The organism is Johannesbaptistia floridana, from assembly GCF_057440575.1.
The window spans coordinates 1-16,841 of sequence record NZ_JALKVM010000175.1; the positions used below are offsets into that span (position 1 = coordinate 1).

General features: G+C 35.4%; 14 protein-coding genes. 6 read left to right on the forward strand and 8 right to left on the reverse strand.

The genetic code is table 11. The features are described 5' to 3' along the window. The first annotated feature begins 71 nt into the window (after positions 1–71). From MW688_RS12005 to MW688_RS12015, 3 genes are all read left to right on the forward strand, one after another. The gene (locus MW688_RS12005; RefSeq protein WP_486736224.1) at positions 72–398 is read left to right on the forward strand and encodes a hypothetical protein; all 327 of its coding nucleotides are present in this window, start codon (positions 72–74) and stop codon (positions 396–398) included. 5 nt (positions 399–403) lie between these two features. Beyond that, positions 404–1,531, forward strand: a complete 1,128-nt coding sequence (locus MW688_RS12010; protein WP_486736225.1) for an XdhC family protein — start codon at positions 404–406, stop codon at positions 1,529–1,531. Positions 1,532–1,778: 247 nt separating this feature from the next. Continuing rightward, on the forward strand, positions 1,779–2,411 hold the full coding sequence (locus MW688_RS12015) for a nucleotidyltransferase family protein (RefSeq protein ID WP_486736226.1): 633 nt from the start codon (positions 1,779–1,781) through the stop codon (positions 2,409–2,411). A 220-nt stretch (positions 2,412–2,631) separates the two neighbouring features. Here MW688_RS12015 and cutA read toward each other — a convergent pair whose 3' ends face one another. Together cutA and larE are read right to left on the reverse strand one after the other, a co-directional pair. Then, the gene (gene cutA, locus MW688_RS12020) at positions 2,632–2,964 is read right to left on the reverse strand and encodes a divalent-cation tolerance protein CutA (protein WP_486736227.1); all 333 of its coding nucleotides are present in this window, start codon (positions 2,962–2,964) and stop codon (positions 2,632–2,634) included. A 7-nt stretch (positions 2,965–2,971) separates the two neighbouring features. Next, complete coding sequence (gene larE, locus MW688_RS12025; protein ID WP_486736228.1) at positions 2,972–3,793, reverse strand: ATP-dependent sacrificial sulfur transferase LarE; 822 nt, start codon at positions 3,791–3,793, stop codon at positions 2,972–2,974. Between the two features lie 93 nt (positions 3,794–3,886). Here larE and MW688_RS12030 point away from each other — a divergent pair, with 93 nt between their 5' ends. After that, on the forward strand, positions 3,887–4,552 hold the full coding sequence (locus tag MW688_RS12030; RefSeq protein ID WP_486736229.1) for an HAD-IB family phosphatase: 666 nt from the start codon (positions 3,887–3,889) through the stop codon (positions 4,550–4,552). On the opposite strand, the gene MW688_RS12035 is transcribed toward MW688_RS12030, so the two are convergent. Both MW688_RS12035 and MW688_RS12040 read right to left on the reverse strand, forming a co-directional pair. Continuing rightward, positions 4,549–5,316, reverse strand: coding sequence for a sulfotransferase (locus MW688_RS12035; protein WP_486736230.1), 768 nt, complete (start codon positions 5,314–5,316; stop codon positions 4,549–4,551). The genes MW688_RS12030 and MW688_RS12035 overlap by 4 nt on opposite strands. 298 nt (positions 5,317–5,614) lie before the next feature. Beyond that, on the reverse strand, positions 5,615–7,183 hold the full coding sequence (locus MW688_RS12040) for a helicase C-terminal domain-containing protein (RefSeq protein WP_486736231.1): 1,569 nt from the start codon (positions 7,181–7,183) through the stop codon (positions 5,615–5,617). 67 nt (positions 7,184–7,250) lie between these two features. On the opposite strand from MW688_RS12040, the gene psb28 reads away from it, so the two are divergent. Next, positions 7,251–7,586: a photosystem II reaction center protein Psb28 gene (gene psb28, locus MW688_RS12045; RefSeq protein ID WP_486736232.1), complete on the forward strand. Its 336-nt coding sequence runs from the start codon at positions 7,251–7,253 to the stop codon at positions 7,584–7,586. 689 nt (positions 7,587–8,275) lie between these two features. Here the strand turns inward: psb28 and MW688_RS12050 are convergent. The 3 genes from MW688_RS12050 to MW688_RS12060 form a co-directional block, all read right to left on the reverse strand. After that, on the reverse strand, positions 8,276–10,255 hold the full coding sequence (locus MW688_RS12050; protein WP_486736234.1) for a protein kinase domain-containing protein: 1,980 nt from the start codon (positions 10,253–10,255) through the stop codon (positions 8,276–8,278). Between the two features lie 753 nt (positions 10,256–11,008). After that, complete coding sequence (locus tag MW688_RS12055; RefSeq protein WP_486736235.1) at positions 11,009–12,109, reverse strand: protein kinase domain-containing protein; 1,101 nt, start codon at positions 12,107–12,109, stop codon at positions 11,009–11,011. 72 nt (positions 12,110–12,181) lie between these two features. Next, a complete protein-coding gene (locus tag MW688_RS12060; RefSeq protein WP_486736236.1) occupies positions 12,182–12,388 on the reverse strand; it encodes an RRXRR domain-containing protein in 207 nt (68 codons plus the stop codon). Between the two features lie 543 nt (positions 12,389–12,931). Between MW688_RS12060 and MW688_RS12065 the strand changes: the two genes are divergently transcribed. Further along, entirely contained in the window at positions 12,932–13,453 is a 522-nt protein-coding gene (locus MW688_RS12065; RefSeq protein WP_486736237.1) for a hypothetical protein, read from the forward strand. 378 nt (positions 13,454–13,831) lie between these two features. Here the strand turns inward: MW688_RS12065 and MW688_RS12070 are convergent, their stop codons facing one another. Further along, entirely contained in the window at positions 13,832–16,723 is a 2,892-nt protein-coding gene (locus tag MW688_RS12070; protein WP_486736238.1) for a plasmid replication protein, CyRepA1 family, read from the reverse strand. Between the last annotated feature and the right edge of the window lie 118 nt (positions 16,724–16,841).

Here is a 16,841-nt window from a genome sequence, read left to right on the forward strand (position 1 = left end):
TAAAAACACTTTACATGGCAATCATATATACCGCTGACTTTTTTCTGTCTTATTTGGCTGTTTGAGTAAATTTGAGTAGATTTTTAGAAGCGGTGATTATGGGTATAGGAGATGCCTTGATGGAGGAATGCAATTTTGACCCCAATAGTGGTTTTCCCGTGGTTTATGATTTAGCTACTTATCATGTTCCTTGTCACGCCGATATTCCCCGTATTGAGGTGTTTTTTGTGGGTAAACCGGATCTCAATTTTAATCCGGTAGGTGGCCGAGGTGTGGGAGAAATTGGCATCACAGGCGTAGCAGCGGCGATCGCCAATGCTGTGTATCATGCTACGGGTAAGCGTATGCGCAGTCTACCTCTTACTCCCGAGAAATTGCTCTCCAGTTATGGAGAATAGCCATTTTGCATGAATTAACAGCAATTATATTAGCTCAACAGAAGAGTAAACAAGAGGGGGTAACTACTTTTTTAGCCACAATAGTTAATACTTTTGGCTCTACTTATCGCCAAAAAGGGGCTAAAATGTTACTCACTCAACAGGGAGAAATGATTGGTACTCTAAGTGGTGGTTGTGTAGAAAATGATATTCTCCACCACAGTAAACAAATGTCTCTCTCACCTGTGTTAATCACCTATGATGCTACTCAAGCAGATGAGGTTATCTGGGGTTTTGGTTTAGGTTGTGAGGGAAAAGTACAAATACTCTTAGAAAGGCTAGGAGAATCTAACTGTTTTTGTCCCCTTAATTTAATCTCCCAATGTTTTCAAAGCAAGAAATTAGGGGCAATGGCTACTATTTTTGCTCAACAAGGTAGATTAGAAGCTGAAATAGGAACTCGTTTTTTAATTTATCCCGATGATAGTACTTATACAAATATAGAGGATCAAGAGTTACTTCGGGAGATCGCCACTGATACGATTACTGCTAAAAAGAACCAAGCTACTACTGTCTATGAATATCAACTCTCTCATGGCACTGTTCAAGTTTTTATCGAAGTTATTAAACCCCCTACTTGTTTAATTATTTTTGGAGCAGGTCGCGATGCTCTACCTTTGGTACAATTAGCTCAAGCTATAGGTTGGCAAGTTACCATAGTAGATTGTCGCGCCCAACCGGAAACTTATCAAAGATTTAGTTGTGCCGATGAAGTCATTCTCACTCGCCGGGAAATTCTTAATCAACAGATATCAGTAGGGGGAAATACAGTAGCGGTGGTGATGACTCATAATTATTTTGATGACTACTACATTATTAAATATCTGTTGCCTTCTGCTGTTGCCTATTTGGGAATCATGGGTTCAAAGCATCGAATTAATAAAATACTAAAAGCTTTGAATCCTCCCCAACAACAATTACATAAGTTATATTCTCCCATAGGACTTAATCTTGGTGCGAATAGTCCTTCAGAAATTGCGATCGCCATTATTGCTGAGATTCAAGCTGTATTAAACCAATGCGATCCTCATTTTCTCAAAGATCATTTTCAACCTCTTCATCCCCGAGATGAGATTATTTTTAAGCAAATATAATTTACATGGTGACAGAAGTCTTGAAGTTTTGAAGTAAAAGAATTGATCCTAACTCCTTAAAAATTGATTCTCGCCTGTTGGCCTATTTAGTACTTTTGTACTTGCGTGCAAGATATGAGTTGAGTAATAAGTCTTAAAGTCTTAAAGTAATATCATGTCCGTTTAATTAGTTATGATAAAGTTCTACCTTCATACCTTCTTCCTTCCCTTCTGCCTCTCTTGCCTCTCTATGGCTATAAAAAAATATATGAATAAGAATCTTACTGAAAAAAATTTGACTTTGGGGGCGATTATATTAGCCGCGGGTGCCTCTAAACGCATGGGTAGACCGAAACAATTATTATCTTATCAGCAAGAAACTTTACTCAGTCATGTGGCTAAATCTGCTTTAGAGGCAAAACTAAAGCGCACAGTAGTTATTTTAGGTGCCAATGGGACTGAAATAGAAACTAGTATTAATTCACTGCCTGTAGAAATAGTGATTAATCAAAAATGGTATGAGGGTATGAGTAGTTCTATTCGCTGTGGCATTGAATATATACAAAAAAGTAATGAATGTATAGAAGCAGTAGTTTTTCTTACCTGCGATCAACCCTTTGTTACCTCTGAAATTATCGACCAACTTATTAATCGTTATTGTCTGACTGGTAAGCCGATTATTGCTAGTGCCTATCGAGAAACTTTAGGGATACCAGCTTTATTTAGTCAGGGTTTTTTCCCAGAATTAATGAAACTAAGGGGAGATCGCGGCGCACAAAAAATTATTAAGCAATATCTTCATTTAGTAGATCATATCGATTTTCCTTTGGGTATCATAGATTTAGATACTCCAGAAAATTATCAAGAGTTTTTACAAGGGAAAAATCATCTTAAGTTCTGATGAATACTCACTTATAGCAAAGGAAGGCTTGATTAATGTTGGGTTTCGTGCCTCAACCCAACCTACAACTCAGACCAAAGCATCTTTACCTCAGATCTTGCATCTTTATCAAAAGTTACTGGTTGTGGTTGAGTAATGAGTTTTGAAGTAAGAAGTAATGTTAATTTAGTACATAAGTTCTGGTGCAAGATATGAGTACAAGCTGAAAAGGTGAAACTCATTAATCGCCAGTATTGTCTTTAATCCAATTAAGATAGGCAGTAGAACCTTTAACAATAGGAATAGCGATAATTTCTGGCACTTCGTAGCTATGTAATTCTTGTATTTTAGCTGAGAGCTTTTCAAATAGAGCTAAATCAGTTTTAATTGTTAGTTGATATTCACTATCTAATTCAATTTTACCTTGCCAGCGATAGAGAGATTGAATGGGAGTGATACTCACACAGGCGGCTAAATTAGCTTCAATTAAGCAACGGGAGATCGTCTCTGCTTCCTTTTGGGAATTACTAGTTACTAAGACGATGCCATAACCCGTTTCTGTGTAATTAACCATAAGATATTTACGCCCTATTTGTTTCTAACACTTGATTGAGTTTACCACTACGGTAGCCTTCTAAATCTAGAGTCACATAAACAAAGCCGTAACTTTGGAAAACCGAAACTAACTCTGGTAGATTCGTATTTAAAATAAATTTTTGAATTTCTGCCTCTGGTAACTCTATTCTAGCTGTATCCCCTGTGGAACGAACTCTCAAGTTTTTGTATCCTAATTGACGTAGATATATTTCTGCCCTACCTACTCGGTGCAATTTAGCCACGGTGATTTCTTCACCGTAGGGGAAGCGGGAAGATAGACAGGGTTGTGAGGGTTTATCCCACCAAGACAAGCCTAGTTTTTGGGTAATCTCTCTCACCTCTGCTTTAGTAACACCTACTTCTGCTAAAGGCGATCGCACTCCTCTTTCTTTAGCGGCTTGAATTCCTGGGCGATAGTCTTTCAAATCATCAGCATTGACTCCATCTACCACGTAGGGATACCCCCTAGAAATTGCTAGAGGTTTGAGGGTATCGTGGAGTTCGCTTTTACAAAAGTAGCAGCGATTCACGGGATTATTGGTATAGTTAGGGTTATTCATTTCTTGAGTTTCTACCAACTCGTGAGGTATACCAATACTAATTGCTTGGGTTTTAGCTTCTACTAACTCTTCTGGTAGTAAAGAGGGTGATACTGCGGTAACTGCCAAGGCTTTATCCCCGAGGGTATCATAGGCTATTTTCGCCACCAATGTGCTATCTATGCCTCCAGAGTAGGCGATCAAAGCCCGTTCCATTTCTTTAAATATTGTTTGTAATTTGGTTATTTTTTCGTTTATCGTTGGCATCGATAATTAATTGTTTATAATTATTTAATCTTTACTTAGTTTAACTTTATCTTTTGTTGATCAGCAATAGTTCCTCATAACTTAAAAATCATTATGAATAAACCATATTTAGATCATTCTATTGTTTTCTGTGATTTTGATGGTACGATAACTGCCATAGAAACCTTTGTGGGAATGATTGAAACTTTTGCCCCAGAATTATCTGCTATCTTATTACCCAAACTCTTTAATCGCGAAATCACTCTCAAAGATGGGGTAACTCAATTACTAGAATCTATTCCTAGTGAAACCTATCCGGCGATGATTGCCTATGCCCAAGATAAACCAATTAGAAAGGGTTTAACAGAATTATTAGATTTCCTCGACGCCCAAAATATTCCTATGGTAGTTATTTCTGGTGGGTTAAAAGACATGGTGAAAATGGTACTCCAAAGAGAGGGGATTCTCCATCGTGTTAAAGATATTGTCGGTTTAGATTTAGATACTACTCAGGAATATTTAAAAGTAAATTCAGCTTTTGTGGGAGATACTGAATTAGTAGCCAAAGGCGATGTTATCGAAAAATATCCCTGCCGTTGTCGAATCGCTATTGGTGATTCTGTAACTGATATTAATATTGCTTTGAAAGCTGATATAGTCTTTGCACGCGATCGCCTTATGGAATATCTGGAAACTTATCATAAACCTTATTTCCCCTGGGATGATTTTATCGATATCAAAAACTATTTGCTCAAGATGCCACATCTAAACTTACCCTAATCTAGTTCCCTTTTTTGCATTTCTCGATAAAGTTTAAAAGCTTTTGAAGTAAGAATCTTCGCTTTTTCATAGATAGATGGTTTATAGTTGTTCGTACTACTAATAGGTTTGTTTATTAAAGATTCATCAAAGCTATTGAGGTTAAGTTGTTTAAAAAGACTAGTAACTTTCTCTTGATTTTTAAGAGATGTATTTTCAAGAAAAAACTTTTTTTCTAGAGGAGCATTTAAATAAATAGATGCTACTCTTTCATATTCTTGTAGAAATAAATCTACGTTTTTAGAATAATACCAAAAACTTTTTAAAAAACCAACAGAACCCCATTGTTCTAAAGGATTTCTAAATAAGAAAATAAAATTACTTTTGGCAAAAAATTTTTCTATATTTAACAAAGATGTCTCACTAGTTGTACTAATTTCTTTATATCCTATTCTGTTATGTTTGGTAGGAGGAGTTAAGGTTTTAATAATTAATTGTTTGATTTCCTCTTGAACTTCTTTTAAATCCTTAGTAGCGTTAGCATAAAAAGAAACATGATTTTTGCTTTGAAAACATTCCATAAGTTTAGACCATTCTTTACTATGAGTTTCCTGGTCAATACTGTCAATATGAAAATAACAATCTATCATCTTTTCTATAATTAGGTTATGTTCACCAAAGATAAAAACTTCATCACTTGAATTAAGAATTCTTTGAAGTGCAGTACTAGCACTTCTGCCACAAACACCATAAATAAATATATTTTCTTGTTGATTTATGACCATAATACTAACTGATTTTTCAGAAATCTAATGTTAACTTGACTCATATCAAAGCACCAGTACTCATGTACTAAATTAACCTCAGAAAAAGTTCATTTCTCTTTCGCCGAAGATTTTGCACTCGGTCAACCAATTTTTAAGCGTTGAGCATTAATTCTTTAACTCATTACTTCAAAACTTCAAGACTTCAAAACTCAACCTCCACCAGTAACTTTAGGTAAAGATGCAAGATCTGAGTTGATGATAGTGTAGCTCAAAATTTTAGTAGTTTTATCTGAATTTATAACCAAATAGAATTAAACTAGTAACTACTCAAATCCATTAAAGTGATATGACTAATTCTCGCACAAGGCTCTAAAGCATTAACAATATCGTTACCATAACTGCGATAATTAACCCGATTATCTAAAATTGCTACCACTCCTTGGGCTTTTCTTAGAGGAATAATTGCCTTTTGCATATTTCTAATCGCCGTTGGTAAAAGATAACTACGAAACCAATCTTGGCGCTTGCGTTTATAGTAAGTGACACGACTTGCTACCACAGGATGTTCCAAAGAAGGTATTGGTAAGGTAGACATAATTAGTAATTGGGGAGTAAATAACTCCTGTTGGTGAGTTAGCCAAAAATCCCAACCAGCTACTAAGATACTTTGAGAAGATAAATCAGTTTTTTCAACTTGAACATTAGAGCCAAATTCTGCCGCTAAACTTGCAGCGATTTGGGCTTTTAGGGGAGTATCTGTAATGAGAATAACTACCTGTTGATTGGCATAATTAGCTAAATTAACTAAATCTTTGATTTGCTGGGTTAAGATGCCTTGGAATTCTGGAGTATTAGGAAAGGGGAAACGCTCTGGTGAATATAGTTGAATTAAATCAGAGTTGCGGTCTGAGGCGAAATTTAGATACAGAATATCTTTTAAACCAACACAAGCACGATAGGTAGAAGCGAGGGGCTTTTGGTCTAAAAATTGACCCATAATTATATGAGAAGATTGACTAGACCAAATCTTGGCTAAATAGTCAGATGCTGAAATAGGGGCTAAATGTAGATCAAACTTGCCTCTATTTCTATCCAGAGAAGCCCAAAGAATTTGTTCATAGGGCGATCGCCATTGATGCCAAAATCTTAAAAACACCTCAGATAGTAATTTTTGTTTAACTAAATGCTCACATAGTTGAGCAAGTTCTGATTCTACTTGAGGATTGAGTTGATAGGATTCGTAGGGATTTTTAGGATTATTAAATAATGTTTGCGTAATTTTCGCCAAAACAGTGGTAATTATCTCTGATTTACCAGGAGCGTAATTAAGTAAATCTCGCCAGTCTTCAGGAGTAATATTGATAGTTAATTCCTCTAAAGCCCAATTTTCCAAATGCTCTGCTTGATCTATAAATACAGTAAGATTGTTAGGCAAGAGGTTTTGTGCAAACAAACGGTCTGCGAGCCAAGTTTGAGGGGAAACAATCAATATTTGAGGAGAATCATGGTCATCCGTTCCCCGGATTTTAAATCCGGGGCTTGGGGATGACCGCCTGACGCGGTCAAAATCGAGAAAATCATCAGTAATAATTTCTTTTTGAGAGTTTAACCATTTTTGCAGTAGGGGAATTTCTTGCTCTAATATCTGTGGTTGTAGAGATTGTGGTAAAACTAGAATCACAGAATCGAGACTAAGTAAAGCCGGAATTAAATAACTAAAACTATAGCGTGAAACTTCTGCATTGGTTTGAATCAAAACAGAACTTTTTAAACGTACAGTACGAGCCACCAAACGGCCCATAGTTAATTGGTGTTGCCATTTAACTTGGTGATAATCTCTGAGGAGAAGGCGAAAATAGGCGTGAACTTTAGCTTCAAGGAGCATATATTCTATATTTAATCTGGCTGTTTTTGTGAGAAAATAAATAAACCACTAATTATAGAATAACAGTATGGCTCAAATTCAATTTATCCAAGGTGTTACCGAAGATTCAGTTCCCGAAGTCCGTTTAACTCGCTCTGCTAATGGTCAAAGTGGTACAGCGACTTTTTATTTCAACTCTCCCAAAGCTTTAGAAGCTGATAGCACTGAAGAGATCACAGGAATGTATCTAATCGATGAAGAAGGACAAATTGTTAGCAGAGAAGTAAAAGGAAAATTTCTTAATGGTAAAGCCCATGCTTTAGAAGCTGTGCATATTATGAAATCTCCAGAACAATGGGATCGCTTTATGCGCTTTATGGAGCGTTATGCTCAAGAAAATGGTTTAGAGTTTAGCAAGTCATAGCTATTACTCACATCACTCGCACCTTTTGCAAAAGTTGCTGGTAGAGGCAGAATTCGGAATTCGGAATTCTGAAACAAAATTTAAGTATTTATGCTTAAATTTTGGGGTCAAAAACCCTTTTAGTGATCAAAAAAAATGAATTTTTCCTCAAGATTAGTTAGTACGAAAGTACTGGTGCTTTGCTCTCAGTATTAGTTAAATAAGATAAACTGCCTTGATAGGCAATACTAAGGTTATATCAAATCCGTTTAATAAGTTATAGTAAAATCTTTTCTTCATACTTTTTTCCTTCCCTTCTGCTGTATGCCTTAACTATCTTTTATCACTGGGTATTTATCTGGGATTTGATCTGATTAGTCGGTTTGATTATTTTCCAAACTCAAACACGAAAAATCAATATTGCTATAACATCTACCTACAAATGATCATCTCAAAGATGGTTGGAAAAATTCCAAATTTTTCTCAAGTTTGGATATATTTTTACGTTAGCTCAGATTTTTTAGAATTACATAAATACTAAAAATCTGGGCATTTTTTAGCCTTCCTGTAATAGTTAGTATCTGATCTTCCTGGACAAATTTATCGGGATTTATCGGTAAATTAGCTGTAATTAACATGATTAATGAGCTATCTTTATATCACAAAGAGTAGTTAAGTTGGGCGATCGCTCTTCAAGAAAAAAACAGATTTTAATCAAAAAGAGAGCGAACAAATCCTAGAAAAATGGGGACTTTGGGATTATCAGGCTCATTCTTATCATTAACTGTATACACATAATATAATTTTCTTTTATATTCATAGCCTTGATCTGTTGGCTTATATCCATCAATAGATAACATCTTGATGCTTCTCTGTGTGTTAGCATAACTATAGGGAGCATGAGTAATATAGATTCTCTGCTTCGGGTCGTTCTCACTCTCTTGTTGCATAAAGCCTATACGACCTGTATATTCATCATCCTTCCATCTTCTAAAGTTATTAGGATTATTTACACAATTACCAAGATTATTATCTAGAAATAGTTTTTCAAATTCATCTTGAGTACCACTGTCTAAGGAACCATGAATTACAAAGTACGAGTCGTCTTCACAACGGAATATGTTTTGCAATTCCTCCTTCGTTAAGTTATCTAGACTAGGTGAAGATCCGTCATTTTTAAGAACAATAACTACAATAGCATCTTTTCCTACTGATACACCTTTGACTTTACAGGGTTCATTTTCATTAACAGAACGAGATACAGCAGCTAAATCTATTTTACCCTCACAAAGAGCTTTAATCCCCTGATTAGATCCACCGGAAGTAAAACCATTAGGATTTTGAAGATTTATTGTACTTGATACATAAGTTTTCTCAAATTTTTCTTTAATGGTTTCATTTAAAGGGATCATCGAGATAGATCCGAAAACTTTAATTTCTGTACCTGGATTAACTTGACTTGGTCTAGAGAATACCAACAACTCTGTTATATCTATATCAGATATCGTCGGATCAGTTCCTTTCCTGAGATATTTTAGATAAAAACTTACTAGTCCAATAGTCACCAATCCAGTTAGTAAAGCAATCATAGAAACTCTTCTCATTCCTCTTCTCGGCTTGGTATTATCTGGGGTAGGGTTAATTGGATCTATTGGTTTTTCTAGGGGGGGTTCATCATCTGGGGTAGGGTTAATTGGACCTATTGGGTCTTCTAGCTGGGTTTTATCATCTGGGGTAGGGTTAATTGGATCTATTGGTTTTTCTGGGGGGGGTTCATCATCTGGGGTAGGGGGAATTTCAAGGAGTGAGTCAAGATCTTTTAGTACTTCATCAACTGATTGATAGCGTTCACTAGGTTCGTCAGCAATCATCTGATAAATGATTTTTTTGAACTCTTCAGAAATTGGTGGACTTTCTTCCCATGTTAGTGATATTTTGCCTGTAGTTGGATTTCTTGGTAATTTTGAACGTACTTGACCTGTTATAGCTCTAGTTGCTATCATTCCCATACTATATATATCACTGTAAAAATTGACTGTATTTTTGTAGGAGTATTGTTCTGGAGGAGAATAATTTAGATTAAATACATTTGTTGTCAAGTGATTTAACTCTTCTGTTTTTTCATGATAATATTGATTTTGCAATAAATTTTTGCTGACAGCTCCAAAATCAATTAAGATAATTTTTTCCTCTTCAGTTTCAGTTTGTATGATTATGTTATCGGGTTTAATATCACGATGCACCACTCCATATTCGTGTATTAATTTAACCGTTTCTAAAATATTTTTAATTAATCTAATTACTCTTGTTTCTTCTAATCTTTCTTCCTCTTCAAGATATTCTTGTAAATTTTTTCCTTGAATATATTCCATCACAAAATAATAATCTTCATCATTGTTTTTCGGCATAGGGTTATATTTTATAGATGGAATAGGTATTTGAGGATAACGAGTTTTGAGATTGTATAAAGTTTCCGCTTCTCTTTCAAATAATTTTTTTAAGACAGGTAAATCTACGGGATCAATTTTGTTATCAATTTTGAGGATTTTTACGACCACAATTTCATCAAATATTCCCTTATCTTTAGCTTTATAAACTTCTCCAAAACCTCCATCTCCTAATTTTTCTATAATTTCATAACGTTCATTTATTACTTTTTTTCGATTATTTGTCTTGTGATTATTATTCATAGTTCCAGTTGGTTTTTTATATTATTTGTATTTGTAATACTACTTAATAGGGTAAAAGCTACTCATTCAAGAGGCAATAGTGAGTTTGTTATATTAGTGGGGTTCATTATTTTTCAACGCTAAACACAGAACCTGAGTATTGCCATAAAAATTAAATGGAGTACTCAAAATACATAATTATTTTTCTCTAATTATATAAATATTTGACAATCAATCACGCTAATTTTTGAAGTGCTAAGGATAACATCAAAGCATCAAAACCCAAATGTTACTGGTTGTGGTTGAGTAAGGAGTAAGGAGTAAGGAGTAAGGAGTTTTGAAGTAATGAGAATGAGTCTTGAAGTCTTTACGTCTTTAAGTAATGAGTTAAAGAATTAATGCGATCGCCCTTAAAAATTGGTTGACCAAAAAGACATATTCAGTATTTTTGTTCTCCTGATGCTTTTCTTAAACGAAAGAGAAATGAACTTTTTCCCTTTGCTTATGCGGTCATCTATCGCAGAGGATTTTAAATCCGGGGAACGGATGACCACAATAATTTGGTACATAAGTACTGGTGGAAGATGTGAGAAGGGGGTAATATCATTTCCCTAAAAAAATGCGATAAATATAAGGAAAGAGAACGGGGAACAGCGGTGGGACAAGAGCGCTTCCGGCGCAATGGGTAGCTCACGCCGGACGGGAACAGTATACATAGCAAGGTTTATTTTTTTATAGCATTATTAACTTATGATATATCGATTTTGAGCATTTTTAATCAATTTGATGTAAGTCCGTCAAAACTTCTTCTGCTGACTGATAACGTTTTTGTAGATCGTATTCAGTCATCTTCTCCAAAATCTTTTTCAAATCTTGAGATATTGATACCTGCTTATCCCAAATTATCTTAAAGTCACAATTAGTTTTAATTTGTTTTGGTGGTAACCCGGTAATTGCTTGAATTCCTAGCATCCCCAAAGCAAAAATATCGCTACAGGGATAGGGAGTGCCATAACTTTGTTCTGGAGCCATATATCCTGGTGTACCGAAAAAAGTCCTCGCATCATTATCAGCTAACAGTTTAATAGAACCAAAATTGATCAGAACTATATCACCATTTAGTTTCTTGATTAGGTTAGATGGTCTTATATCTCTGTGAACCATATCGTGTTCATGAATAAACTGTATTACATTGAGAAGGCTATGAATAAGATTAATCGTTTTGGTTTCGCTCCAAGGATTACTTAATGTTTTCTCTGATAGTTCTTCACTTAAAGAATAACCTCTGATATATTCATAAACTATGAAATATCCAGTTTCGTGTGTATAGTGGTCTACTAAATAAGGAATTTGTGGATGCCACCTTAGTTTATACAAGGCTCCCACTTCTCTATTAAATTTAATAGTGGCATTTTCATTAGTGTTAATCTTTAAGTGCTTGATTAGACATTGATTTCTATCTGGTGGCAGACGTAAATGTTCACCCATATAGGTGTTACCCATTACTCCTTTGCTTTTTAGTTCTGTAATTTTAAAGCGATTATCAATTGTCTGGTTAATTAAATCATTGGGGTAATGTAATTTTACTATTCCCGCTATTTCTCCAGAGAAGTTTTTCTTTTTAATTGTTTGATTATCTGAAATTAAATCAGATTCTTGCAGTACATTAGTAACCTTTTTCCATAATTTAGGAGCAATATTGGTTTTCAGATACCCAATACAATAACCTGGAATGTCCATTTCTTCATAAGGGATGTTATTCCAGCTACCTTCTAAAATTTTTTTTTCTACTGCTTCTAAAGATAATCCTTGTTTTGAAAACGTCAGTTCTAAAAATTCAATTACTTTGTTTAAGGTAATGCTCTGCTCAATCATCTTTCCGCCCTCATGGAGACTCTCGCTAAACCTCTCATCAGGTTAGCGATGAGAGGAAATGAGGGACATAATTTATGTTGCATAGTTATATCCATCCGCCTTGTGAATAGGTTTACAGTATTTGTGGCTAATACCTTGAACTGTTTGGTTAGCAGTTTTAATTTTTTCCAATAAATATTCTCTGACTTCGTAATTTAATAATGTTCCTTGTTGGTATTCGACCCCTGAGATTTCAGGATTGTCGATCTTTTGAACATCAAACCTCACTAATTCTTGCACAATATAAATCAAAAATCTGAACTTTATTCAAATTATATTAACTTTCTTAACTTTTGCCAAAAGAGAGTTTTTAACGAAACTTTTTAACAATTAATATACTACTCAAGATGATAGTACAATTGGCTCTCGGTGTACAAGCTTAATATCAGATCTTCCACCTTTAGCAAAAGCTACTGGTTGGGGTTGAGTAATGAGTAAGGAGTAAGGAGTAATGAGTAAGAGAATTGATGTTAAACCTCTAGGAGACAAAGATTATAGAGAATTAACCATAAAGAACATTTTTCCTAAAAAATTAGTACATAAGTTCTGGTGGAAGATATGAGTTAATGATAAGCATTCATTTATCTTTTATAGGGAATAGAGAATAGGGAATAGGGAAGAAATTGTAACGCATGAATACAATTGACCACCAAATGTCAAGAATTAATCTACTTTAAACAATATGAACTTTCTTATTTTTATTTTTAGCCAAATAGATTGAAATAGATAGTAAGGACAAAAAAGTCCTGGTTACGGAATATCTATTTACTTTGAGTTGATCCTATGACTACATCTCTAGACCTCTTGACTAAATATCTCGATAATAGATTCTTACAATATTATGTTAATCACCAAGAGGAGCAAATTAACTTATATTACCGAGGTGAAAACCTTACACAAGTATTAGTTCTGATTCGCTTATTAGAGAATGGGGAATACTTGCAAATGGTTATCCCCAGAATCGCTAATGTTCAAGATCATGTGTTCAAAGGAGTTCTGTTTAGAACTTTACTACATTTACAGCATGAGTTTAAATTACTGCGTTTAGAATATGATCCCAATTCTGGTGATGTTCACGCTTCAGTGGAAATTCCCATCGAAGACGCAGAGTTAACAGAAGATCAGTTTAATCGCCTCTTTGATGTTCTCGTTTGCATGACTGACGAACAGGTTATGCCACGCTTAAAAGCTGTTTTAGCCACGGGAGACGATCCTGGTAAAACTGATTTTCAAGAGCAATTATTGGCCATGATTCCTCCTGAAGTTTTGTTTGTAATTGAAGAGAGTATGAAAAATGACTTTTAGAAAGCGGTGAACTCATATCTTGCACATTTAAAAACCCTTATCCAGACTTAATTTTTACTTAATAGTTAAATGTGCAACTACCTTCTTTTACTCGGGGCGATTTGCAGTTGTGCGATCCCAAAGGGGCAAGAGTGTCAAGTTTGACTAATTGAATAACAATGTTATAAAATTTGATTCAAACTTTAGGAATTATCTAATAACTCCTTACTTCAAAACTCATTACTCAAATAATTACTCCTTACTTCTTACTTCAAGACTTCTTACTCGTTACTTCAAGACTTCAAGACTTCAAAACTTCAAGATTCATCCACAACCAGTAAATGAGTGATAAAGATGCTTTGGTCTGAGGTACTGTGACACCCTGTGTATCTCAAAGCCTCAAAATAGTGCTTCAGAATTGCCTGGTTTATGCTTGTCTAATCTTAACCAAATAGAAAAGATGATTTCACGACTATCTTGAGGTGAGACAATTCGATAATATCTAACACCTTTGGAGACGCGCACAAACTGTATATCAAAACCAATCATATTTAGTAAACGCTTAACAATTCTAATTGGTGTAGATTTTTGACTTAAGCCGATATTAGTGAGTATTTTAATCTGTTTTCGGTATTGGAGAGCGATCGCCCCTACTCGTTGTAAATTCTCGTCTTGATTACTCAATTCTCTGGTTACATCACTAATAATCTGGGGAATTTGTAACATTTCTAAAGTACTAATAATTGGACCAAGTTGAGAGTTATTAAAATCGGGAGCGAACAAAGCACCCTGCCCATTTTTGATTAAGTTAGCTGCTAGTAAAACATCTCTATCTACTAAATAGGAACGTCCTACTGTTAAAAAGTAGTGTAAGCGTAACTTATGATACCATCCACGGTCATCTTGACTGACTAATTGGGGGGTAACTGGTAGACTATAACGTTGTTTTAATTCGTACTTTCTTAAACTGAGTTTTTCCTGTTTAGATTTAACTAGTCTATACTTAAGTTGACGATACTGACTAGTAGTTAAATCACAAGCACGAGATATAGCGCGACATTCGGCTTCATAGTTTTGTTGTTGCACCTCATTAATAGCCTCAGCTAGGGCATTTTGTTCTTGACAGGAGTTAAGAGTAGCGCCTAATTTTTCCACTAGTTGCAGGCCATTTTGCTGTAACAAGGCGTAGGTAGAACTGCGATAATTAAGCATAGAGGCATTGACTCTCACAGCGATTTTCGCCCAACAAAGTAAAGATTCACCCTGAAAACCCGTATCAATATCATCAATGGCTTCAAAATCAGATTGCTGCAAGAGGGAGATATTAGCTTTAGTTAAACTATGACGGGATTTCAACAAAGCTGGTATAGAAGTAGAACCATTTCCCACCTGGTTAAAACCATATTTAGCTACCCAAATATATCTAGGGACATTTTCTCGCACTCTAGCCAAAGCTTGACATACTGACTCGGGAGTTTGTACCCCTTGGGCGATCGCCCAAACACTGGTAAAATGACCACGTATATCGATACTAATTCCCGTTTCAATTGCTGGACTAGCTAAGACGATATCATATTTAGCCAAGATTTTATCGAGGTTATCGGTACAAGTATTAGCGGGATGTCCGATTTGAGCGCTTGATTCTGAATCAATACGCAGTATTTTAGCCTGAGGAAATTTTTTACTCAAATAGGATTCAAGAGTCACAGTCCCCCAGGGACTTTTTGGTTTTTGTGCCGAGAGACACACCAAGGGTTTACCACCATCTTGAATATGTTTCTCTAAATCTCTCACTAATCTTTTAGGACTATTCTCTGGATATGTATATACTTCACAGGCTTCTGTAGCTGTAGGTCGCCAGCGATTATAGATAATAAATGGTTCTAAATCTATTCCCGCTAGAGAAGATAGATAATTAACGGCAATATCACTCAAATCAGCATCAGCGATAAAAACTTGACCACCACTACTTAACACAGTTTGCAGTAATTGTTTCAAACTTTTGATAATAGCTACTCTTTTAGCTTTACAAGTACTAGAATTCAACAAATGCCACAATACCTGTTCAACTTCATCGATAACTAGGAGGCTATTTTGCCAATCTTGAGGGTTAAATTTTGCCTGGGAGTTAGGGTGTAGAGAATCAATACAAATACCATAACTTTCCTGCTTATTTATACCCCCTTCAGTGATATATTTAATCTGGAATCTAGCACAGAGAGATTGAAGTAATTTAATTCTATGACCAATTAACAAGACTTTGCGTCCCTTAGCTTGAACTTGAGCGCTAATTCTCCCCAAAAAATCAGTTTTCCCTGTGCCTTTAGCTGATTTTAGCGCAATTAACTGGGCTGAGGAGGGAATTGACATATAGGGGAGGTAGCGACAATTCAACTCTAAATTAATTGTTTGAGTTAGTTGTGCAAAAGATTGTGCCTTCCAAGTATCCCAATCTAATGCTGTTTCGTAAGCTTCAGCAAAGGCTGCTTCCGTGTGATTAGCGATGAGGTCATCTACTCCTTTGCCTAGTTGAGGAGACCAAGTAATTACCTTAACCTTTGCGCCTGCTTGCTTAAGTAAGTAACCTAACTTAATCATCGCCTTGGTGACAGCTTGGATAGTTTTCGGTTTAGTATCTTGGTCAAAGGCTAGATAAATTTCTCGTTTTTCTTGAGCTAGTATTTGTAATTGAGGAATCAAAGCAGATTTCCCAATTATATTACCCCAATCGTCTCTAGGTACTCTATAACCATTGTTAATACCCGGTAGGGCAATTCCTGCATATCCGGCACTCAATAAGGCACCCGCTTTTTTAGCTCCTTCTGTGACACATACTGGTACTTCTCTATGTTTAATTACCCATTGCCAAAAACCTAAATCTGGTTGTTGAGCTTCTATTTCTTCTGGTAAGATTAGAAGTGAGTAACGTTGAGCTATTTGTTGCCACAGGTTTACAGGAATTCGTAGGGCAAATACCCCTGTAGAAGCTTTGGGCGGATGTTCATACTTGATTAACTTCTTATTGATGACTCGCGGTTGCTGAGGTTTAAAACAACCCCATAAATCTTCTTCTCCAGTAAGTAAGTCAACTCCCGAACACCACCAACCCCCTGCTTCAGCATGTTGATAACGTTTGAGAATTTCTTCAGCTACTCTTCCATCGTTACGTCTTTTTATATCATCTGAATAAAATAAATAGTCTAGGGCAACTCTTCCTTCTAAGGAAATTACGTTTAGTTTGGTTACTGTTTCATCTACGCCACTGGCTTCCCATTCTTCTATGTAATTCATCTTTTTTATAAACTCTATATATAGGGGGTTTTTAATTATACACCACTATATATGGGGAGGGTAAAGAATGAAGAATGAAGAATGAAGAATTTAGAATTAAGAGAGACTATTAATTTTT

Coding starts and splice junctions, on each gene's coding strand:
- MW688_RS12015 (WP_486736226.1), top strand. CDS start 1,779: ATGAATAAGAATCTTACTGAAAAAAATTTGACTTTGGGGGCGATTATA.
- cutA (WP_486736227.1), bottom strand. CDS start 2,964: ATGGTTAATTACACAGAAACGGGTTATGGCATCGTCTTAGTAACTAGT.
- larE (WP_486736228.1), bottom strand. CDS start 3,793: ATGCCAACGATAAACGAAAAAATAACCAAATTACAAACAATATTTAAA.
- MW688_RS12030 (WP_486736229.1), top strand. CDS start 3,887: ATGAATAAACCATATTTAGATCATTCTATTGTTTTCTGTGATTTTGAT.
- MW688_RS12035 (WP_486736230.1), bottom strand. CDS start 5,316: ATGGTCATAAATCAACAAGAAAATATATTTATTTATGGTGTTTGTGGC.
- MW688_RS12040 (WP_486736231.1), bottom strand. CDS start 7,183: ATGCTCCTTGAAGCTAAAGTTCACGCCTATTTTCGCCTTCTCCTCAGA.
- psb28 (WP_486736232.1), top strand. CDS start 7,251: ATGGCTCAAATTCAATTTATCCAAGGTGTTACCGAAGATTCAGTTCCC.
- MW688_RS12050 (WP_486736234.1), bottom strand. CDS start 10,255: ATGAATAATAATCACAAGACAAATAATCGAAAAAAAGTAATAAATGAA.
- MW688_RS12055 (WP_486736235.1), bottom strand. CDS start 12,109: ATGATTGAGCAGAGCATTACCTTAAACAAAGTAATTGAATTTTTAGAA.
- MW688_RS12065 (WP_486736237.1), top strand. CDS start 12,932: ATGACTACATCTCTAGACCTCTTGACTAAATATCTCGATAATAGATTC.
- MW688_RS12070 (WP_486736238.1), bottom strand. CDS start 16,723: ATGAATTACATAGAAGAATGGGAAGCCAGTGGCGTAGATGAAACAGTA.